At 69.1% G+C, this 19,759-nt stretch carries 23 protein-coding genes; 13 read left to right on the top strand and 10 right to left on the bottom strand.

From position 1 onward, the window contains the following. The first annotated feature begins 52 nt into the window (after positions 1–52). The 5 genes from glmS to citE are packed head-to-tail and all read left to right on the top strand — an operon-like array spanning position 53 to position 5,323. On the top strand, positions 53–493 hold the full coding sequence (gene glmS, locus GM656_RS01595) for a methylaspartate mutase subunit S (protein WP_162411899.1): 441 nt from the start codon (positions 53–55) through the stop codon (positions 491–493). A gap of 2 nt (positions 494–495) precedes the next feature. Further along, a complete protein-coding gene (locus GM656_RS01590) occupies positions 496–1,959 on the top strand; it encodes a methylaspartate mutase subunit E (RefSeq protein ID WP_162411898.1) in 1,464 nt (487 codons plus the stop codon). After that, a complete protein-coding gene (locus tag GM656_RS01585; RefSeq protein ID WP_162411897.1) occupies positions 1,949–3,217 on the top strand; it encodes a methylaspartate ammonia-lyase in 1,269 nt (422 codons plus the stop codon). Before GM656_RS01590 ends, GM656_RS01585 begins: the two co-directional genes overlap by 11 nt. Continuing rightward, positions 3,210–4,286, top strand: coding sequence for a 2-methylfumaryl-CoA hydratase (gene mch / locus GM656_RS01580; protein ID WP_162411896.1), 1,077 nt, complete (start codon positions 3,210–3,212; stop codon positions 4,284–4,286). The genes GM656_RS01585 and mch overlap by 8 nt, the downstream gene beginning before the upstream one ends. Further along, positions 4,283–5,323: an L-malyl-CoA/beta-methylmalyl-CoA lyase gene (gene citE, locus GM656_RS01575; RefSeq protein WP_162411895.1), complete on the top strand. Its 1,041-nt coding sequence runs from the start codon at positions 4,283–4,285 to the stop codon at positions 5,321–5,323. Before mch ends, citE begins: the two co-directional genes overlap by 4 nt. A gap of 31 nt (positions 5,324–5,354) precedes the next feature. On the opposite strand, the gene GM656_RS01570 is transcribed toward citE, so the two are convergent. Both GM656_RS01570 and GM656_RS18970 read right to left on the bottom strand, forming a co-directional pair. Next, the gene (locus GM656_RS01570) at positions 5,355–6,473 is read right to left on the bottom strand and encodes a pyridoxal phosphate-dependent aminotransferase (RefSeq protein ID WP_162411894.1); all 1,119 of its coding nucleotides are present in this window, start codon (positions 6,471–6,473) and stop codon (positions 5,355–5,357) included. A 38-nt stretch (positions 6,474–6,511) separates the two neighbouring features. Next, entirely contained in the window at positions 6,512–6,655 is a 144-nt protein-coding gene (locus tag GM656_RS18970; RefSeq protein WP_174242914.1) for a hypothetical protein, read from the bottom strand. Positions 6,656–6,733: 78 nt separating this feature from the next. Between GM656_RS18970 and GM656_RS01565 the strand changes: the two genes are divergently transcribed. Both GM656_RS01565 and GM656_RS01560 read left to right on the top strand, forming a co-directional pair. Further along, positions 6,734–7,243: a CinA family protein gene (locus GM656_RS01565; protein WP_162411893.1), complete on the top strand. Its 510-nt coding sequence runs from the start codon at positions 6,734–6,736 to the stop codon at positions 7,241–7,243. 36 nt (positions 7,244–7,279) lie between these two features. Further along, a complete protein-coding gene (locus tag GM656_RS01560; RefSeq protein WP_162411892.1) occupies positions 7,280–7,786 on the top strand; it encodes a metal-dependent hydrolase in 507 nt (168 codons plus the stop codon). Here GM656_RS01560 and GM656_RS01555 read toward each other — a convergent pair. Then, positions 7,783–8,544: a PHP-associated domain-containing protein gene (locus GM656_RS01555; protein WP_162411891.1), complete on the bottom strand. Its 762-nt coding sequence runs from the start codon at positions 8,542–8,544 to the stop codon at positions 7,783–7,785. The two genes, GM656_RS01560 and GM656_RS01555, sit on opposite strands and share 4 nt — an antisense overlap. A gap of 115 nt (positions 8,545–8,659) precedes the next feature. Between GM656_RS01555 and GM656_RS01550 the strand changes: the two genes are divergently transcribed. After that, positions 8,660–8,956 (top strand): DUF7565 family protein, encoded by a 297-nt coding sequence (locus GM656_RS01550; RefSeq protein ID WP_162411890.1) that lies wholly within the window; start codon positions 8,660–8,662, stop codon positions 8,954–8,956. Positions 8,957–8,987: 31 nt separating this feature from the next. On the opposite strand, the gene GM656_RS01545 is transcribed toward GM656_RS01550, so the two are convergent. The 7 genes from GM656_RS01545 to GM656_RS01515 all read right to left on the bottom strand — a co-directional run bounded on the left by GM656_RS01545 (position 8,988) and on the right by GM656_RS01515 (position 15,068). Beyond that, positions 8,988–9,212: a hypothetical protein gene (locus GM656_RS01545; RefSeq protein ID WP_162411889.1), complete on the bottom strand. Its 225-nt coding sequence runs from the start codon at positions 9,210–9,212 to the stop codon at positions 8,988–8,990. A 203-nt stretch (positions 9,213–9,415) separates the two neighbouring features. Further along, entirely contained in the window at positions 9,416–10,075 is a 660-nt protein-coding gene (locus GM656_RS01540; RefSeq protein WP_162411888.1) for a helix-turn-helix domain-containing protein, read from the bottom strand. 249 nt (positions 10,076–10,324) lie between these two features. Then, on the bottom strand, positions 10,325–10,762 hold the full coding sequence (locus tag GM656_RS01535; RefSeq protein WP_162411887.1) for a transcription elongation factor Spt5: 438 nt from the start codon (positions 10,760–10,762) through the stop codon (positions 10,325–10,327). Positions 10,763–10,766: 4 nt separating this feature from the next. Continuing rightward, entirely contained in the window at positions 10,767–10,946 is a 180-nt protein-coding gene (locus GM656_RS01530; protein ID WP_004516835.1) for a protein translocase SEC61 complex subunit gamma, read from the bottom strand. A 117-nt stretch (positions 10,947–11,063) separates the two neighbouring features. Beyond that, on the bottom strand, positions 11,064–12,224 hold the full coding sequence (gene ftsZ, locus GM656_RS01525) for a cell division protein FtsZ (RefSeq protein ID WP_162411886.1): 1,161 nt from the start codon (positions 12,222–12,224) through the stop codon (positions 11,064–11,066). 103 nt (positions 12,225–12,327) lie between these two features. Then, positions 12,328–13,683: a D-aminoacyl-tRNA deacylase gene (locus GM656_RS01520; protein WP_162411885.1), complete on the bottom strand. Its 1,356-nt coding sequence runs from the start codon at positions 13,681–13,683 to the stop codon at positions 12,328–12,330. Then, positions 13,683–15,068: a sodium:calcium antiporter gene (locus GM656_RS01515; protein ID WP_162411884.1), complete on the bottom strand. Its 1,386-nt coding sequence runs from the start codon at positions 15,066–15,068 to the stop codon at positions 13,683–13,685. Before GM656_RS01515 ends, GM656_RS01520 begins: the two co-directional genes overlap by 1 nt. A gap of 140 nt (positions 15,069–15,208) precedes the next feature. Here GM656_RS01515 and GM656_RS01510 point away from each other — a divergent pair, with 140 nt between their 5' ends. From GM656_RS01510 to GM656_RS01490, 5 genes are read left to right on the top strand one after another with little or no spacing between them, the layout of a single operon-like run. Beyond that, positions 15,209–16,006 carry a shikimate dehydrogenase gene (locus GM656_RS01510; RefSeq protein WP_162411883.1) on the top strand — a complete coding sequence of 266 codons (798 nt, stop codon included), beginning with the start codon at positions 15,209–15,211 and terminating at the stop codon, positions 16,004–16,006. Positions 16,007–16,057: 51 nt separating this feature from the next. Next, positions 16,058–16,666, top strand: a complete 609-nt coding sequence (locus GM656_RS01505) for a helix-hairpin-helix domain-containing protein (protein WP_162411882.1) — start codon at positions 16,058–16,060, stop codon at positions 16,664–16,666. Between the two features lie 48 nt (positions 16,667–16,714). Next, positions 16,715–18,184 carry an aminodeoxychorismate synthase, component I gene (pabB, locus tag GM656_RS01500; RefSeq protein WP_162411881.1) on the top strand — a complete coding sequence of 490 codons (1,470 nt, stop codon included), beginning with the start codon at positions 16,715–16,717 and terminating at the stop codon, positions 18,182–18,184. After that, positions 18,181–18,885, top strand: coding sequence for an anthranilate synthase component II (locus GM656_RS01495; RefSeq protein ID WP_162411880.1), 705 nt, complete (start codon positions 18,181–18,183; stop codon positions 18,883–18,885). Before pabB ends, GM656_RS01495 begins: the two co-directional genes overlap by 4 nt. Then, positions 18,870–19,742, top strand: a complete 873-nt coding sequence (locus GM656_RS01490) for an aminotransferase class IV (RefSeq protein WP_162411879.1) — start codon at positions 18,870–18,872, stop codon at positions 19,740–19,742. Before GM656_RS01495 ends, GM656_RS01490 begins: the two co-directional genes overlap by 16 nt. Positions 19,743–19,759 lie beyond the last annotated feature (17 nt).

Below are 19,759 nucleotides of genomic sequence, written 5' to 3'. Positions count from 1 at the left end.
TATCATGAAAGACCATTAGGTTTATACCTGCCCGCCGACCACGACGTAGTACATGCCCCGGACCGTTATCCTCGGCGTGATCGGCTCCGACGCACACGTCGTCGGTATCACGATTCTCGAGCAGGCGCTCTCGTCCGCGGGCTTCGAGGTCATCAACCTCGGGGTCCAGACCTCACAGGACGAGTTCGTCAGCGCCGCGAAATCTCACGACGCCGAGGCGGTACTTGTATCCTCGCTGTACGGCCACGCGCGCCAGGACTGCGAGGGGCTCCACGAGGAACTCGACGCGGCCGGCCTCGACGTCCTGACCTACGTCGGCGGCAACCTCGCCGTCGGGCAGAACGACTTCGAGGACACGCGCGAGACCTTCCGCGAGATGGGCTTCGATCGGGTCTTCGACGCGGAGACCGACCCAGAGGAGGCCATCGCCAAGCTCCGCAGCGACCTCCAGCTGACGACCACAGAGGCGGAGCAGATCAAGGTTGACGGGTGACCATGCCAACTGACGAGCGGCTCAGCGACGACCAGCTACAGCGCATCGCAAACGACCTCCGGGACAACTGGCACACCGGCCGGCAGGTGGACTTCGAGGAGGCAATCGCCTTCCACGAGTCGCTACCGCCGTCCAAGCAGTTCGCCACCGTTCTGGAGTCGGCCGACAGACCGCTCCTCCAGCCGCGCGCGGGAGTTCCCTGCCTCGAAGAGCAGATCGACCTCCTGCGCTACCTGCAGGACGAGGGCGGCGCGGACCTCCTGCCGACGACCATCGACTCGTACACACGCGACAACGAGTACGAGAAGGCCGAGGAGGGACTGGCAGCCTCCCGCGGGAGCGAGGAGAACGAACTCAACGGCTTCCCAGCGGTGAACCACGGCGTCGAGGACTGCCGGCGGCTCATCCGGGCGCTCGACGCGCCCGTCGAGGTGCGCCACGGGACGCCCGACGCCCGCCTGCTCGCGATGGTCACCCTCGCCGGCGGCTTCCAGAGCTTCGAGGGCGGCCCCATCTCGTACAACATTCCCTACACGAAGCGCCACGACCTGGCGACGACAATCGAGCACTGGCAGTTCGTCGACCGGCTCTGTGGCGCGTACACCGAGCGCGGCGTCACGATCAACCGCGAGCCGTTCGGCCCGCTGACGGGGACGCTCGTCCCGCCGAGCATCGCCATCGCGGTGATGCTCGTCGAGGGCCAGCTCGCCGCCACGCAGGGCGTCCGCTCGCTCACGCTCGGGTACGGGCAGGTCGGAAACCTCGTTCAGGACGTGGCGGCGCTGCGCGCCCTGCGCGCGCTCGGCGAGGAGTACCTGCCCGACGAGGTGACGGTCACCACCGTCTTCCACGAGTGGATGGGCGGGTTCCCGCCGGACGAGGCGCGCGCCAACGGCGTCATCAGCCTCGGCGGCGCGACGGCGGCCGTCGCCAAGCCGGACAAAGTCATCACGAAGTCGCCCCAGGAGTTCCAGGGCGTGCCGACGAAGGAGGCCAACGCGGCCGGACTGCGAACGACGAGACAGCTCATCGATATGATGATCGAACAGGACATCGACTTGGGTGGGATAGACGAGGAACAGCGACTGATCGAGCGGACGACGCACGCGCTGATGGAGGCCGTTCTCACGGCCGGCGACGGCGACGTCGCCCGCGGCGTCATCGAGGCGTTCGACAGCGGCGCGCTGGACGTGCCGTTCGCGCCGAGCGACGCCGCCAAGGGCGCGGTGCTACCGGCGCGGGACGACGACGGCCGGGTCCGCATCTTCGAGTTCGCGGACCTCGCGCTCCCGGACGACATCAAGGAGATCCACGCGGCTCGACTGGGCGAGCGCGCCCGAACTGAGGGCCGCGACCAGTCGTTCCGAATGGTGGCCGACGACGTGGACGCCATCAGCGACGGAAAGCTCATCGGGAGACCGACCGGCGACGGCAAGCCCGCGGGGGGTGCGAGCGATGCGGATTGAGGACGTTCTGACGATTCCCGGCCTGTCGGGCTTCTTCTTCGACGACCAGCGGGCAATCAAGGAGGGCGCGACGCAGTCCGGGTTCGCTTACGACGGCCAGCCCGTGACCGAGGGGTTCGACCGCATTCGCGAGGCCGGCGAGGCGCTCATCGTCGAACTCGAACTCGCGGACGGCACGGTCGCGACCGGCGACTGCGCCGCGGTCCAGTACTCCGGGGCCGGCGGCCGGGACCCGCTGTTCCGCGCCGAGGCGTACCGCCCGGTCGTGGAGGGCCCGGTCGCCGACGCCCTGCGCGGGCGGGACGCGACGGAGTTCCGGGCGAACGCGACGCTCGTCGAGGAGATGGACCCCGAGCGTTCCGGCGGCGACCGACTGCACACGGCGGTCCGATACGGCGTCTCACAGGCGCTGTTGAACGCCGCCGCGCGGGCCCAGGGCGTGACGCCGACGGACGTGCTCGCCGACGCCTACGACACCGAGCCGGCGACTTCGCCGGTCCCGGTGTTCGGCCAGTCCGGCGACGAGCGCCGCATCAACGCCGAGAAGATGCTCATCAAGGGCGTCCCGGTGCTGCCACACGGCCTGTTCAACAGCGTCGAGAAGGTCGGCGAGGACGGCGAGGGCCTGCGCGAGTACCTCGCGTGGCTCTCGGACCGGGCGGGCGCGCTCGGCCCCGAGGGGTACTCGCCGCGCTTCCACGTCGACGTGTACGGCATCCTCGGGAAGGTGTTCGGCCCGCCGTACGACCGGACCGAGGTGACCGACTACTTCGAGACGCTCCGGGAGGCCGCCGCGCCGTACCCCCTGCAGGTGGAGGGACCGATGGACGCGGGCGGCCGCGCCGACCAGATCGCCGAGATGGCCGAACTCCGCGAGGGGCTGGCCGACGCCGGCGTCGAGGTCGACATCGTCGCCGACGAGTGGTGTAACACCTTCGAGGACGTGCAGGCGTTCGTCGACGCGGGCGCGGCCGACCTGGTCCAGGTGAAGACGCCTGACCTCGGCGGCGTCCAGCGCTCGGCCGAGGCGGTCCTGTACTGCGACGGCACGGACACCCGCGCGTACCTCGGCGGGACCTGCAACGAGACCGTGACTTCGGCGCGGGCCTGCGCCCACGTCGCGCTGGCGACCGACGCCGCGCAGGTGCTCGCCAAGCCCGGGATGGGCTTCGACGAGGGCTTCATGGTCGTCACCAACGAGATGCGGCGGGCGCTTGCACGCCGGGAGGCCACACGGGAGGTGCCGGCCGATGACTGACTGGACCGACTCCGAGGCGATGGACCTCTCGGACGCCGAGACGTTCGACGCCCTGCTCGACCGCGCCGAGACCAGAGAGAAGGGCCACTTCTTCGAGTTCTTCGCCGAGGGCGACGAACTCGTCCACGACCCCGGCCTGCGCCTCTCACAGCACGGCAGCGAGCAGTGGATGGGCCAGACGCTCAACCACGACCCGGCGTACTGGCGCGCCGACGCGGCCAGCGAGCGCGACTACGAGGGCGTGCCCGTCCACCCGGACTACCTGCTCGCCTGCGTCATGGGAATCACCGTCGAAGACCTCTCGGAGAAGGGCGGATACTTCCTCGGGCGCGACGACGTGCGCTTTCACCACCCGGCGACCGCGGGCACGTCGCTCGCCGTCACCTCGACCGTCGTCGACACGCGGACCTCCTCGTCCCGGCCGAAGTACGGCATCGTCACGTGGGAGACGGAGGGCCGCGACCGCGAGACGGGCGAGACGCTGGTGACGTACGAGCGGACGAACATGATTCCGCGCCGCGAGCCGGCGGCGACAGACGGCGGCGCGGTCGGTGAGCAGGACGAGGGCGGCCCGACGCTCCCCGACACGCTCGTGACGCCCGACGGAGAGCACTTCGAGGACTTCCGGCGGGCGCTCGACACCGCCCGCGAGGAGCACGCCGCCGTCGCCTACCGACACGAGCGCGGTCGGACGATGGACGACCAGCTCGTCGCCGGCCTGCCGCTGGCGACGCTCAACACCGCGCGCCAGCACCACAACCGCGACGAGATGGCCGACTCGCCGTCGGGCGACATCGTCGCGTACGGCGACGTGACGCGCTCCGTCGCGCTGGCACACGCCCGCTCCGACGAGGCGACCTACCGCGAGCGGCGCTTCGCGGACGAGCGCTTCCACGACTTCGTCACGCTCGGCGACACGATCTACGGCTTCACGCGCGTCCTCGACGCCGACCTGGACGCCGGTCCCGACCGGGCCGGCGCGGTCACCTTCGAGCACGTCGCGTTCAACCAGGACCAGACCCCGGTCTACTCGGGCCGGCGAACCGCACTCATCCAGCGAGACACATGACACGACTCTGCCGCACCTTCCAGACCGCACCGGCCGCGATACCGAACGACGACAGCGCGAAGTTCCTCCGCTCTGGGCTGACGAGCGAGGGCTTCCAGGCCCCCGACTGGCTCGTCCCCGACATCGAGGACGGGACGGCCCCGTCGATGAAAGGCGAGGCCGTCGACAACATCGTCGCGCACGTCCCCGACCACGCGCCCGACTTCGCCGGGGACATCCTCCCGCGCGTGGAGTGGGCCTACGACGACGCCGACGCCTGCGAGCGCGGCGTCGAGCAGGTCGAGCGACTCGCCGACGAGGTGGGCGAGCACATCGACGGCTTCGTCTTCCCGAAGGTCGGCCGCCTCGACGACGTGCGCGACGCCGCGGGGGTCGTCGCCGACGCCGAGCGCGACGCCGGCCTCGACGAGGGGAGCCTGGACCTGGCGATCATCCTCGAAACCGCACGCGCGCGCTCGGATCTGCGGGAGATTTGCCAGTACGCCGCCGACTCGCGGCTGTCAGCGCTCGTCTTCGGGCCGGTCGACTACACCGCCGAACTCGGCGGCCGCGCGCTCCACGGCGAGCGCCCGCGCTGGGACGGCCTGCTCGAAGCGCTCTCGAACGAGACCAGCGCGGCCGGCGTCGCCGCTATCGGCGGCCCGTTCGACCAGTTGTTCCACGAGCGCGCCGGCGTGACCTACTACAACGCCGAGGGCTACGCCGACCAGGTCGAACACGAGGCGACCATCGGCATCGACGGCTCGTGGTCGCTACACCCGAAGCAGACCGAGCAGGCAAACCGCATCCACATGCCGACGGCCGACGAACTGGAGCGGGACCTCCACAAGATCGAGTCGTTCAACGAGGCCAAGCGCGAGGGCACGGGCGCGGTGGTCGTCGACGGCCAGATGGTCGACGAGGCCACCTACAAGAACTTCGCCAACACCGTCAAGACGGTGCGAGCCATCGACGAGGCCCACCCCGCACAGACCGAGGAGTACTACGACGAAGACGTGCTCGACCGGGCGAACGCCGTCGACTTGATCTTCGGCTGAGTCGGCCGACCGAACTGTGCGGCCGTTCTTTTCACTCGAAGTACGCCGCCAGCCGCGCGGCCGCCTCGTCGACCCGCGGCGTCACCAGCGCGAAGCGGATCCAGTCGCTGCGGGACTCGCCGAACGCCTCGCCGGGCATCCCGGCGACGCCGGCCTCGTCGATCAGTTCGTAGACGTTCTCGAACGTCCCGGGGAAGTCGGGAAAGCGCGCCAGCACGTAGAAGCCGCCCTCCGGACGGTTATAGGCCGCGCCGGCCTCCGCGAGCGCGTCGCAGAACGCGTCGACGCGCCGCTCGAGGCGTCGCCGGCACGCGGCGTAGTAGTCCGGTGGGGTCGTCTTCAGCGCCCGCAGGACGGCGTACTGTGCCGGCCGACTGCCGGTGACGTTCGTCAACATGTGCTGAGTGCGCGCCCGCTCTAAGAGCTCGCCGGTGGGGCCGTCCTCCGGCGGGAAGACGGCGTAGCCAACGCGAAAGCCCGTTATCGCCATCGTCTTCGAGAATGAGTTAGTGGCGACGACGTTCGGCGAGTCGGCGTCGAGCGCCGACGCGAACCGACCGCTGAAGTCGAAGTGGTCGTACACTTCGTCGCTGACCAGCAGGGCCTCGTTCTCCTCGGCGATGGCGGCGAACTCCGCCATCGCGTCCGCGTCGTACACCGCGCCGGTGGGGTTGTTCGGGGAGTTGACGACGATGACCGCCGTCTCCTCGCTCGCGGCCGCCCGCACGTCGGCCGGTCGGAGGCGGTTGTCCTCCGCGACGGGGACGAACGAGCGGTCCGCGCCGAGGAAGTTCGCGCGCCCGGCGTAGTACGGGTAGACGGGGTCGGTGAGCAGTACCTCTGTCCCGTCGAAGTAGTGGAGGCCCCCCGTCATCGCCAGGTGGTTCGCCTCGCCCGCGCCGTTCGTGACGAGCACTCTGTTCCGGTCAACGCCCCGGCGCGCGGCGATCGCGTCTCTGAGGCCCGCGAGGCCGACGCTGGGCGGGTACTGATAGTCGCCGGCGTCGGCCTCGGCGTAGTCTCTGAGGCCGTCTCGGAGCCCCTCGGGCGGGTCCCAGTCGGGGTTCCCCGAGACCATGTCGACCACGTCCCGGTCCGCGCGGGCCGCGTACTGCATGACCCGGAAGAACTGGGGTTCCTCGTAGTCCATGTCCGCACTCCGAGCGCCGGACCCGTCTGTCTTTCCGTTTACTGGCGGATGTACAGGGTCACCGCGCCGAGGGCCAGCAAGAGCAGTCCCCACAGGATGTCCGACCCGGGCAGCGCCCAGAGCGCGAGCGTCACGAGCCCCGAGGAAACGAGTGACCAGCCGATCGTCGTCTGATAGCTCATACGACCGTTTGTTCCCGCGCACTGAAATGTATGTGGCCTGACCTGAACGCTTATTCGAGGGCGCGACCAGCACCCGGTATGGACGACGCGACCGATACCCCCGTCCACCAGCGCGTCGGCGACCGCCTCCGCGAGCGCGACGAGACGCTCGCAGTCGCCGAGTCCTGTACCGGGGGGCTGGTGGGCTCGAAGCTCACGGACGTACCGGGGTCGAGCGACTACTTCGACCGCTCGCTGGTCACCTACTCCTACGCGGCCAAGCAGGAGCTCCTGGCCGTCTCCCGCGAGGCCCTCGACGCCCACGGCGCGGTGTCGGAGGCGGTCGCCGTCGAGATGGCTCAGGGCGTCCGCGACACCGCCGGGACCGACTGGGGCGTGGCGACGACCGGCGTCGCCGGCCCGGGCGGCGGCACCGACACGACGCCCGTGGGCACGGTCTACATCGCCGTCGCCGAGGCCGCCCCGTGGGAGACAAACGAGTCCGGCGTGACCGCCTCTCACCACGAGTTCGACGGCGACCGGCTGGAGATCAAAGACCGGATCGCGACGCAGGCGCTGTCCGACCTCGAAACCGCCATACGGGAGTAGCAAGGTCTTTTACCGGGGACAGTTACGCTCCGGTAGATGAACAAACGCGGGCACGTACTGAACGCCGTCCTCCTGAGCATCGGTCTGGGGTACGTCCTCGACCCCTCCGGCGACGTGACGACGTTCGCGACGATCGCCGAGGTGTTCCTCCCGGTCGTCCTCGGCGCGCTGTTTCCCGACGTGGACACCGCCTTCGGCAAACACCGCAAGACCCTGCACAACATCCCGGTCCTCGTGATCTTCCTCGCCCACCCGCTGTACCACGCGGGCAACCTCCAGTGGGTCTGGCTCGGCGTCCTCACCCACTACGTCCTCGACTACTTCGGCTCCCGGCGCGGGATCGCGCTGTTCTATCCGGTCTCGGACCGGGAGTACGGGTCGCCGACGGGCGTGACCACTTCGAGCGAGTACGCCGAAATCGTCACCGTGGTCATTACGGTGTTCGAACTGGCCGCCGTGGCGCTGTTGATCCACGTGGTGCCCCAGTACCTCCCGCCGGGCGTCAGCGCCTTCGTCGCGGAGAACAGCGCGTTCCTCGTCTAGTAGACCTTCACGTCGTCGAAGCGGTCGTCGTAAGCGACGTGGTCAGGGTGTGTCGGCTCCGTCCCCTGGAGCATCAGTCGGTCGAACTTCCCCCACGTGTTCTCGAACCCCAGATGTGCCCACTCAAGCGCGCGCCGCAGCGCGTGGGACGGGCCGTCCCGATGGATCAGCGTCCGCTTCGCGTCGGTCTTGAGCGCCCGGGTCAGCGCAGTCACGTCGTCGAGTCCCTCGTCGAAGGCGACTGACACCTCGCCGACCGTCCCGCGGAGGTGCGCGTACGACGAGACGAACGTCTCGTGGCCGGTCCGCTCGGCGAACGCACGGGCGCGGTCCCAGTGATAGGAGAGCTGCTTGGGGTTGTAGATCTCGACGGCGTCGATGATGTCGCGGTAGCGCTCGATGTCCTCGAGGCCCATGCTGACGTTCAGGTAGCCGGGGTGGGGGACGAGGACGGCCGCGCCCTGTCGTTCCAGTTCCGTCATCGCTCCTTCGAGGGTGATGAAGTCCGGCACCGGCTCGTCGAGTCCGATGGCGAGCACGTGGCGGCGCTCCTGCCAGGCCCCGGTGAACAGTTCCCGGGCCGGAAAGACCGTGAGTTCGTCGTCGGAGAACGCCGCCGCTCGCGAGCGTATCTCTGGAAGGCGCGTGAAGTGCGGCGCGTACACCAGCGCGTCCAGCCCCCGCTCTTTGGCCCGCTCGACCACCCGCTCGTCGAGCACTTTCACGTGCATGTCGACGGCGTACCCCTCGCGTTGCACGGAAGATGGTATCGCCGTAGTGCCATTAGGGGTTTCCGTTTCGCCACGCCGAGTCGCAACCGTCTGACAGGTGTCAGCCAAGGTTTTTACCCCCGCGCCGCCTGCCACTGAGCAAATGCCACGCTGGGAGTGCGCCATCGAAGGGGACGACAGACAGTTCGACCGCGTCGAGGAACTCATCGTCCACCAGTCGGTCGAACACGACCGCATCGAGTGCAAGGTCTGCGGTGCGGTCGTCCCCGACGGCTACTTCGCCATCAAGCACGCCTTCGACGAACACTCCCGCGCCGAGTACGTCCGCGCCTACGACGCCTCCGCCGCCGAGGTCCGCCGCCGCGAGCAGATCAAGGAGTCTGTGGAGTCCGCCGCCAACATGAGCGAGGTCATCGAACGCCTCGAAGGCGACGCCTGAGGCGGTCCGCGAATAGCGCCGAACCGGCGTCTCAGTCCGTCTCGACGATGTGGTTCGTCAGCGAATCAGCGTCTATCTCCTCGGGAATCGTGTGTGCCTCACCGTGTCCGTCGCCGTCGGAGACGCGGATGTGTGCCTCCAGTGCCTGGACGACCGTCGCTTCGTCCTCGCCCCCGCTGAGGTAGTTCGTCTGTGACTTCTCACAGAGCGGGCACGTCCACCGATAGCCGCCCGTCACGTCGGGTCTCGTCGCCATACTTCTCGCCTCGCCGCTGCCGTCACTAGTCATGGCATCCGCCTTCACGGTTCTCGTACGCGCGGCGGCCGCCCTCACCGCTCTCCCGTGCGTGGCGGGTCCTGTACTCCCCGAGGCCAGTGCGACGAAAGGACATACCTGCTGTATCCGTCCAACCGGGTTACGAGACGTGGTTGACTTGTAAAACCTACTAAGTGGGAACCTCACTCGATGTCGGGAAACGACGAGATCAGCACCGTCTGGAGCACCTTCTCGTTGCTCCGACGAATCCGGTTCGACAGCGCCTGTCGCGAGATGTCGAGCTCGTCGGCGATGTCGCCGAGACTGGTCTCTCGGGGTGTCGCGAAGTACCCGCGGCGTAGCGCCAGGACGAGCGCCGCGCGCTGTTCGTCCGTCAGGTCGAACTGGCGGTGCTCGTCGGTCGCCTCACTGAGCGTGTAGGTCCGCTCGACGTGAATGGAGATCTCGTGTTCGGTACAGTAGTTGTGAAACTCGGTGAGACCGGTGTGGTCGGGAAAGCGCAGTCGGAACAGCCACTGCTCGTCTCGGGTCGCTTCGAGGACGGTCCCCTCCGCCAGCGCGATGCCGTCGACGATGTCGTCCCCGGCGTGTTCCCACTCGAGTCGATACAGGCAACTGTTGCTGATTGGATCGAGAGCGACCAGTTCTCTGACTGCAGCGTGATCTCGAACCGATTCCTCAAACTCAGCGTGGTCGTCCCCAGTCACCCAGATGAAGGGCATGATCTGGTCTCCCGTCGGCACGACCCGTTCGATCTCGATGTGCATCCCCGAAGGGTGTGCGAGTACCTGTCCCAGTTGGAACTCTTTGCTCGCGACGGTGAACTCCAGTAGAACGCTCATGCTGATACGGTCCCAACGACGTGGACACCCGTATATATTGGTCCCGTAACATACCCTCCGAGACACGTCCGCGGTTCGAAACTCTCCCTTGAATGGCTGTCTGCGGCGATTCCGGCACCCGATCGAATACGAGGAGAGACCATCCGGACGAACGAACTCTCGGGAAAACCCGGCGTCGAGACGGTACTGAATCCGGCTGTGAGCGAGTCGGCGACCGCTTCGAATCGCCGTGTTCGCCCCGTCTGACGCTTACCGTTCTTCGCTGTCCAGCACGCGGATCTGGTCGCCGCGCACGGTGACCGGAATCGGAACGGTCGCCTCGTACAGCTCGACGGTGACCTGGTCTTTGCCTTCGTCGATGCGCTGGACCTGCGCCTTCTCGCCCTTGAACGGGCCGGCGATGAGTTCGACGATGTCGCCCTCGGCGATGCCCTCCACGTCGGGCTTCGGCGAGAGGAAGTGCTCGACTTCCGCCATCGAGGACTCGCCCTGGACGACGCCGTTGGCGTGGGGGATCTCGTCGAGGATGCGGTCGAAGACGGCCGGGTTGTCGGCCTCGACCATGACGTAACTGGTCAGCGAGTCCGGCGCGAGCGCGGCGTGGATCTCGTCTTCCTCGCGCGAGATGATCATGTCCGCGACGGTGCGCTCCTGACTGGCCGTGGTTTTGACTGCGTAGATACTCATCTGTTTACACCGGCTTGCTGCCTGGGACGAACGTCATGACGGCGAAGATGATGAACCCGAGTAGTCCGACCAGCGCGATGCCCGCGCCGGCGATTTTCGCGATCTGAGAGAACTCCTCCCACGACGGCGTACTCGCCAGTTTGAGTACGCGGATGTAGGAGGTGAGGTCGTACGGAACGTCCATAGCGGGTCGTACCCACTGGTGGCTTTTCTATATTGTGATGCGTCGCGGCGAGAGACGGGGCCGGAGCCGCGGCTCAAGTGTACAAGAAGCGAAACCGCACCCGTGTCACAGAACGCCTCAGTCGACGTAGTCGATGTCTTCGCCGATCTGCTGGGCGGCCTTCTCCTGCTGGGCCTCGCTCTGGCCGTAGATCTGCGGGCTCTCGACGCCGGTGACGACGATCATCGTCTCCATCTTGCCCTCGAACTCGTTGTTGACCGACGCGCCCCAGATGATGCGGGCGTCGGGGTCGATGCGGTCGTAGATCTCCTCGACGACGCCCTCGGCCTCCTCGATGCTCATGTCGGGGCCGCCGACGACGTTCACCAGGGCGCTGTTCGCGCCGTCGAACTCCACGTCGAGCAGCGGCGAGCGGAGGGCCGAGCGGATGGAGTCCTGGGCCTTGTTCTCGGAGTCGGACTCGCCGAGGCCGATCATGGCGACGCCGCCGTTCTCCATGATGGTTCGAACGTCGGCGAAGTCGACGTTGACGAGGCCGGGCTTGGTGATGAGTTCGGTCATGCCCTTGACCGAGCGCATGAGCACGCGGTCGCAGATCTTGAACGCGTCCTGCAGCGGCATCGAGGGCGCGTAGTCGAGCAGGCGGTCGTTCGGGACGACGATGACGGTGTCGGAGACGGAGCGGAGTCGTTCGAGGCCGGCGTCGGCGTTCGCGCGGCGTCGCTCGCCCTCCGCGGTGAACGGGATGGTGACGATAGAGATCGTGAGCGCGCCGGCCTCTTGGGCGGCCTGTGCGACGACCGGGGCCGCGCCGGTGCCGGTCCCGCCGCCGAGGCCGGCCGTGACGAACACCATGTCGGAGCCGTCGATGGACTGCTGGATGTCCTCGATGTCCTCCTGGGCGGCCTCCTCGCCGATCTTCGGGACCGAGCCCGCGCCGCGGCCGCCGGTGCGCTTGCGGCCGATGAGGATCTTGGTGTCGGCAGCGACCTCGTCGGCGAGGTGCTGGGCGTCCGTGTTGGCGGCGACGAGCTTGGCCCCGTGGATGCCTTCCTCCATCATCCGGGTGACCGTGTTCCCGCCCGCACCGCCGCAGCCGACGACGGTGATCTTCGTCTCTAAGTCCTTGACGACGCTCGCGAGTTCCTCGTCGGACATCGTCCCGGAGGTCGACATGTCCTGTGACGGCGTCGATGTCGACTTGTCGACACGTCCTCCGTCCGCGTCCTCCCCTTCCTGTTCGGCCTCGTCGATAGCGTCGTCGATTATCGAATCCATAATTTAAAACCCCCTTGCAGACGAACAGTTATTAGTTTTCCCCTCACGTCTGACACGCGTCTGACGCGCCGAACGTCAGTTTCGGCGACTGAGACGCGCGTGTTCACAGCGTGTATCGACGTATACGTTCCCGCTGGAACCGCTCCGGGCCGATCTCTTCGCCGTCGACCTCGATCGACTCGCCCGAGGCGAGCCTGCCGAACTTCGGGCCTTCGGGGACGCCCGCGGTTCGCGCGAGGTCGGGGTCGAACGCGGTCTCGCGGGCGACGATGTCGCCGTCCTCTCTAGCGACGCTGTCGTACCCCGCTTCGAGAATGTCGGCAAGCGGATCGACGAGCGCCTCGACGTCGGTCCCCGCGCGGACGACGACCGGCTCCGTGACGACCGTGCCGTTCTGGTCGGTGTCGAACGCGACCGCGTGTCGCTCGACGGCCTCGCGTAGCGCCTCGTCGTCGATGCCGCGAGCGTCCGCGAGCAGGTCCGCCGGGAGGTCGAGCACCGTCCACTCGCCGCTGTACCCGACCGCTCGCTCGCCGAATCGGAGGCCGCCCTCGACCGACTGGACTTCGGTCTCAAGCTCCTCGACGAGTCCGAGCGGGACGCCGCTGGTCTCGCGGACGAACGTCTCGCCGACGACGCGGTGGCCGAGCGACTCGACGGCGTCCCGGAGACCGGGGCGCTCGCCCTCCATGAGCGCGTAGTCGGCCGCGCTCGCCCGGAAGGCGCGGTCGAGGACGGCGTCGCGCTCGTCCTCGTCGTCGGCCCACTCGTCGAGCGCGTCCAGCGACCAGTCGGCGGCGACGTGGCCGACCGACCAGTCCGTCTCGCGGACGACCCGCTCGAAGCGCGGCGCGTAGTGCCCGCCGCCCAGGCCGACGAGGTGGCGGCGCGTGCCGTTCTCGCCCGCGGCGTCGGGCGCTTCCTCGGCCAGATCGAGGATCGCTCTCGCGACTGCCTCGGCGGCGGCGGGGTCCTCCCACTGCTCGCGCGCGCTGCCGACCTCGACGAACATCGAGGGGGCGCCCACGTCGGTCGGTCCGTGGTGGGTGCACTCCATCCCGACCTCGTAGTCGGGGGGCGCGTGGTCGTCGAGCGCCGAGACGACTTCGCGATGCGCGCTCGGGCAGGCGCGGGCGAAGCGGCCGTCGCGGCCGCCGTACTCCGCGACGCCGAAGTTCCCGGTGTGGTGGGCGGTCAGCAGTTCGTCCGTCTCGCCGGCGTGCTTCGAGGCGAACACGAGCAAGTCCACGTCGCCGAAGGCCGACGCCACGCCGTCGAGGTGCAGGTGCAGCGACTCGAACTCGCGGAGTTCGACGGCGTCCGTTCGGTACACCGTTCCCCCGCCGTCGGCGTCAGCGCGGCTGTCGTCGGTGGTGCGGTCCCAGTCGCGCAGCGACAGCAGGTGTTCGCCGATGTGTTCGGACGCTGCGTCTTCGCGCGAGACGACGATCCCCAGCATCAGTCCGCCTGCTCCCCGGAGACCTGCTCGCGACCGAACGCGCTCCGGATGGCGTCGCCGGCCAGTCCGAACAGGCGCTTCAGCGCCCGCCGGCGGTGGGCGAACAGCGCCCCGCCCGCGACGAGGTACAGGGCGGTGTAGGCCAGCAGCAGGTCGTGGCTGTTCAGCGGCAGTTCGACGAGGTCCCTGATGAGCGCGAACTCCAGGAGCACCTGCGAGATGAACAGCGCGAACAGCACCACCGCCTCGCGGATGCTGATCTCGAAGTTGACGAGGATTGCCAGCGCGAAGAACGACTGTCCGGCCGTGATCCAGATCTCCGCCCCCTGTCGGGCGTCGAACGGGAGGACGCCGTAGCCGCCGAGCGCGATGGAGTAGACGACGGCGATGGTCCCGATGAGGAGCGTCCACTGATTGAGCTTCGAGGAGATGAGGGCGTTGAAGCCCGCGGTCGACCGGGCCTTGTTGACCAGCACGGCGACGACGATGAGCTCCGGCGACTCGCTCGCCAGCGGCGCGACCCACTGGATCATGAAGAACTCGGGGATGCCGTTGTCGAGACCGATCTCTTCGAGGCCGTGGGCGAACGGCTCGACGGCGGTGAAGATCATCGCGCCGGAGTAGCCGAACAGCAGGAGGACGACGATGGGCCGCCACGGCAGCGACCACTCCTGGAAGTACTTCGGGACCCCGACGGTGTGCTCGCTCTGCTCGATGTCGGATCTGAGCACGAGGCCGATGTACGCGACGTAGAGGCCGACGAGAAACAGCGTGTCGAGCGCGCCGATGCCGCCGCCGAAGGGCACGAGGAACGCCCAGCAGGTCGCCAGAAAGAGGAAGGCGATCTCCATCGCGATGTCGGTGTCGAGCTGGACCGCGTCGTTCAGGAAGCCGTCGCGGTTCACCACGGCGGTGTCGCGGGTCGACGCCGCGCGCATGACGGTGAACACCGCGATGCCGGCCCAGCCGAGGCCGATGAGGATGCGGTTCGCGCCGGTCATGTTCGCGATGGCGAGGTTGGCGTCGTGACAGGCACGGGCCAGCTGCGTCTCGCCGGCCTCGACGGCCTGCGCGGAGAGCTGACTGCAGGCCTCGGCCGTCGCGCCGCCGGCCCCGGCGTTCCAGGCGTACAGCGCGTCGACGGCGTACTCGGGGGCGACGGCGAGGATGGCGAGGACGGCGATGGCGAACGCGCGCGGCACGTCCTTCTCGGCCGTCTCCGCCCCCCACGCGAGGAGGAACGACGCGCCGAGCACCGCGAATCCGCTGATCGCGACGGTCGCGACGGTTCCGACTTCGGTCCCGGTGACCAGCAGACCGACCCAGGTGGCCGTCAGGGCGAACGCGACGGCGACCTGTACCAGGGGATGACGTAGACTGCTCACTACCCGAGGTGTGGTCAGGTCCGCGTGAAAAGCTTGCGAAACCGTCGACTGGACGAGGTATTCCGAGCCTGAACCCACGGCACAGGGCTCGCTCGCACCAGAGCGTGGCGTTCATACGACCGGGGCCCGCTGGCGTTCGTATGGACGTCTACGGTCTCATCGGGAACCCGGTCGGTCACTCGCTGTCCCCGCCGATGCACGAGGCGGGCTACGACGAACTCGGCCTCGACGCGCGCTACGTCGCCTTCGAGCCGCCCGCAGACGAGGGTGCGGCGGCGGTCGAGGCGGCCGAGACGCTCGGCGTCTCGGGGCTCAACGTCACCATCCCGTTCAAGCAGGACGTGATGGAGGCCGTCGAGCCGACCCCGCTCGCCGAGCGCATCGGCGCGGTCAACACCGTCGACTTCTCGGGCGACACGCCGACGGGCCACAACACCGACGCCGTCGGCGCGGTCCGCGCCCTCTCGCACCACGACGTGGCGCTGTCCGGGACGGCCGTCGTCGTCGGTGCCGGCGGCGCCGGGCGCGCGGTCTCGTTCGGCCTCGCCGACGAGGACCTGTCGGTCCGCATCGCGAACCGAACCGAGTCGAAGGCGCACGCGCTCGCGGACGACGTGCCCGGCGCGACGGGCCACGGGCTCGACGAACTCGGGGACCTGCTCGCCGACGCCGACGTGCTGGTGAACTGCACGAGCGTCGGCATGGAGAGCGACGAGACGCCGGTCCCCGCGTCCGCACTGCACGGCGACCTCGCGGTGCTCGACGCGGTCTACACGCCGATCGAGACGCGACTGCTGCGCGACGCCGCGGACGCGGGCGCGACGACCGTCGACGGGGCGTGGATGCTCCTGTTCCAGGGCGTCGAGGCGTTCGAGCTGTGGACCGGCGCTGAGGCCCCCGTCGCGGCGATGAACGACGCGCTCCGTGCGAACCTGTAGCGCAAGCGGCCACAGGTAAGAGATTTGTGTGGGGGCAAAATACGTTCGTGTATGGGTCTGCTTCAGAAGCTGAAATCCGCCCTCGGGCTCGACGGGTCGAGTTCGACCACGTCGACGGCCTCCGACGTCGACGTCACCGTCGAGCGCGAGCCTTCTACTGAAGACGAGGACGCCGTGAAGGGGACGAACACCGCGACGAGCGAGGTCGGCACCGCCGGGGGCGACGCGTCCGAGGCGACGCCTGACGCGGGCGTCGAGCCGGACGCTGACACCGATACGGATATCGACGCCGAGGCTGCGTCCGACTCCGACACCGAGGCCAACGAGGAGCCAGCCATCGACGACGCCACGGGTGAGAACGAACCCGTCATCGACGAGGCCGAACCGGCGGGTGAAGGCGGCGCCGCCGAATCCGACGACGGGGACGCAGCCGCATCTGACGGGGAGGACGCCGCCGAGGCCGACGCGGCGGCCGAGGGATCGGACGACCCCGTCACCGAGATCAAGGGCATCGGGCCCGCGTACGCGGAGCGCCTCGCCGACATCGGCATCGAGACTGTCGGCGACCTCGCCGCCGCGGACGCCGCCGACATCGCGGCCGAGACCGACCTCTCAGAGAGCCGGGTCGCCGGCTGGGTCGAGCGGGCCGCGGCGTACTGACTGCGCGAACCGCAAGGGAGTTAGTCGCCGCGCCGCTTTCCTGCAGTAATGCCATCGGTCGAGACCGACCGGACCGCGTTCGCCGACCTCGCAGCCGACGCGCCCCCGACCGCTCGGGTCCCGGTCGAGGTCCGCGTCACCGTCGACGACCCGTTTCTCGCCTACCGCCGGGCGCGCGAGGACATCGGCGGCGCGTACCTGGCGACCACCGGCGGCCAGTCCGGGTGGGGGTACTTCGCCACCGCGCCGGCGGACTTCCGCGAGGTCGACCCCGGCGCGGGCGGCACCCTCGCCGCGCTCACCGACTTCCTCGACGGCGAGTCGCTCGCCCGCGGCGACTGCGACGTTCCCTACCCCTGCGGCGCGATCGGGTGGCTCTCCTACGACGTGGCCCGCGAACTGGAGTCGCTGCCGGACAGCGCCGCCGCGGACCGCGCCCTGCCGACACTGCAAGCGGCGAAGTACGACCGCGTCGCCGCCTGGGAGGAGCCGCGCGAGGACCGCGTGACGCTCCGGGTGACGGCCTGCCCGCGGCTCGACGACTTCGAGACCGCGGACCTGGCCTACGAGTTCGGCAAGCAACACGCCCTGGACCTCGCGACGGCGGCCGTCGAGGGCGACCCGAGCGTCGGCGACCCGCCGGTCGCGGCCGACGAGGCCACCTTCGAGAGCGACTGCACGCGCGAGGCGTTCGCCGACCGGGTCCGGACCGTCAAGCACTACATCCGCGACGGCGACACCTTCCAGGCGAACGTCTCCCAGCGCCTCCGCGCGCCCGCGGCGGTCCACCCCGTCGAGGCGTTCGACGCGCTGCGGGCGGTGAATCCCGCGCCCTACTCGGCGCTCGTGGAGTTCCCCGGCGTCGACCTCGTCAGCGCCAGCCCGGAACTCCTGCTCAACCGCGACGGTGACAGCCTCGTGACCGAGCCCATCGCCGGGACGCGCCCGCGGGGCGACGCGCCGGCCGACGACGAGCGACTGGAGGCCGACCTGCTCGCCGACGAGAAGGAGCGGGCCGAACACGCCATGCTCGTCGACCTGGAGCGAAACGACCTCGGAAAGGTGAGCCGGTTCGGCAGCGTCGAGGTGTCGGACTACCGCCGCGTCGACCGCTACTCGGAGGTGATGCACCTCGTCTCCGTCGTCGAGGGTCGCCTCCGCGAGCGGGCGAGTCTGGAGGACGCTGTCGCCGCGGTGTTCCCCGGCGGGACCATCACCGGCGCGCCCAAGCCCCGGACCATGGCGATCATCGACGAAGTGGAGGCGACGCGCCGCGGCCCCTACACCGGTTCGATCGGCATCTTCGGCTTCGACGGGCGGGCGACGCTGAACATCGTCATCCGGACGCTCGTGCGCTACGCCGACGAGTACCACCTCCGCGTGGGGGCCGGCATCGTCCACGACTCCGACCCCGACGCGGAGTATCAGGAGACGCTGGACAAGGGCCGCGCGCTCGTCACGGCCGTCGACGAGGCGCTCGGCCGGCGCGTCGACCTCGACATGGAGGACGCGGCATGAGCGGGGCGAACGCGGCGGGCAGCGACCCCGACGCACTCGCCCCGACTGTCCTCGTCGTCGACAACTACGACTCGTTCGCCTATAACCTCGTCCAGTACGTCGGCGAGGTGGTCCTGCGCCTCGGCGGGACCGAGGACGACGTGGTGGTCCGGCGCAACGACGCCGTCGACGTGGACGCGATCCGCGACCTCGACCCGGACGGCATCGTCGTCTCGCCGGGCCCCGGAACCCCCGAGGAGGCCGGCGTCTCGATGCCGATCTTCGCGGACCTCCGGTACCCGACGCTCGGGGTCTGTCTCGGCCACCAGGCGCTGTGTGCGGCCAACGGCGCGCCGGTCGGCCACGCCGAGGCGGTCGTCCACGGCAAGTCGTCGGCCGTCACCCACGACGGCACCGGCGTTTTCGAGGGGCTGCCCGACCCCGTCGAGGTCGGCCGCTACCACTCGCTCGCCGTCGACCGCGAGGACCTGCCCGACGCGCTGACCGAGACGGCCTACACCGTCACCGGCGGGGCGGGCGAGGAGAGTGCCGGACCGACCGACGGGGACGGTCACCTCGGCACCGACGAGGCCAGCGTCGTGATGGGGGTGCGCCACCGCGACCGACCGCACCTCGGCGTCCAGTTCCACCCGGAGAGCATCCTGACCGACCACGGCAAGACCATGATCGAGAACTTCTGCCTGCTATGCACTACCACGTAAACGGCGACCTCGTCCCGGCGGACGAGGCGAGGGTGTCGGTGCGCGACCGCGGCTTCATGTACGGCGACGCGGCGTTCGAGACGCTCCGGGCCTACGGCGGCGACCCGTTCGCGTGGGACGCCCACCGCGAGCGCCTCCAGCGGACCGCCGAGACGCTCGGCTTCGCCGACGCCGTCCCCGACGACCTCCGCGAGCGCGTCGACGAGACGCTCGCGGCCAACGACCTCACCGAGGCCTACGTCCGCCTCTCGGTCTCCCGCGGCGTTCAGCCGGGGAAGCTCACGCCCGATCCCGACGTGGACCCGACGGCCGTGGTGCTCTGTTCGGAACTGCCTCGCGGCGGCCGCGACGGCGAGCGCGTCTGGGACGGCCCGGCATCGGTCCAGACGGTGCGGACCCGGCGGATTCCCGGCGAGGCCGTCCCGGCGGACGCGAAGACGCACAACTACCTCAACGGTATCCTCGGCCGACTGGAACTCCGCAAAGCGGCCGCGGGCGGCGACCCCGCCGACGAGTGCCTCGTCCGGGACACGGACGGGAACGTCGTCGAGGGCGCGACGAGCAACCTCTTTTTCGTCACGGAGAACGGCCTGCGAACGCCGAGCGCGGACCTCGACCTGCTCCCCGGCGTGACCCGCGACGTGGTGATGGACCTCGCCCGAGCCGAGGACTTCCCCGTCGAGACCGGCCACTACTCGCTCGACGCCGTCCGCGACGCCGACGAGGCGTTCCTCACGAACTCCACGTGGGAGATCCGCCCGGTCGAGTCAGTCGACGGCATCCCCGTCGGGACCGGACCGATGACGAAACTGCTGCAGCGGCTGTTCGACGACCGCGTCGAGGCCGAGCACTACTGAGACGAAGGACTCTTTCT

Origin of the sequence: Haloarcula salina, assembly GCF_010119195.1 — an archaeon.
Classification (GTDB): Archaea; Halobacteriota; Halobacteria; order Halobacteriales; family Haloarculaceae; genus Haloarcula; species Haloarcula salina.
The sequence above is the reverse complement of the archived record's forward strand: the minus strand, read 5'-3'. Positions and strand labels throughout refer to the sequence as shown.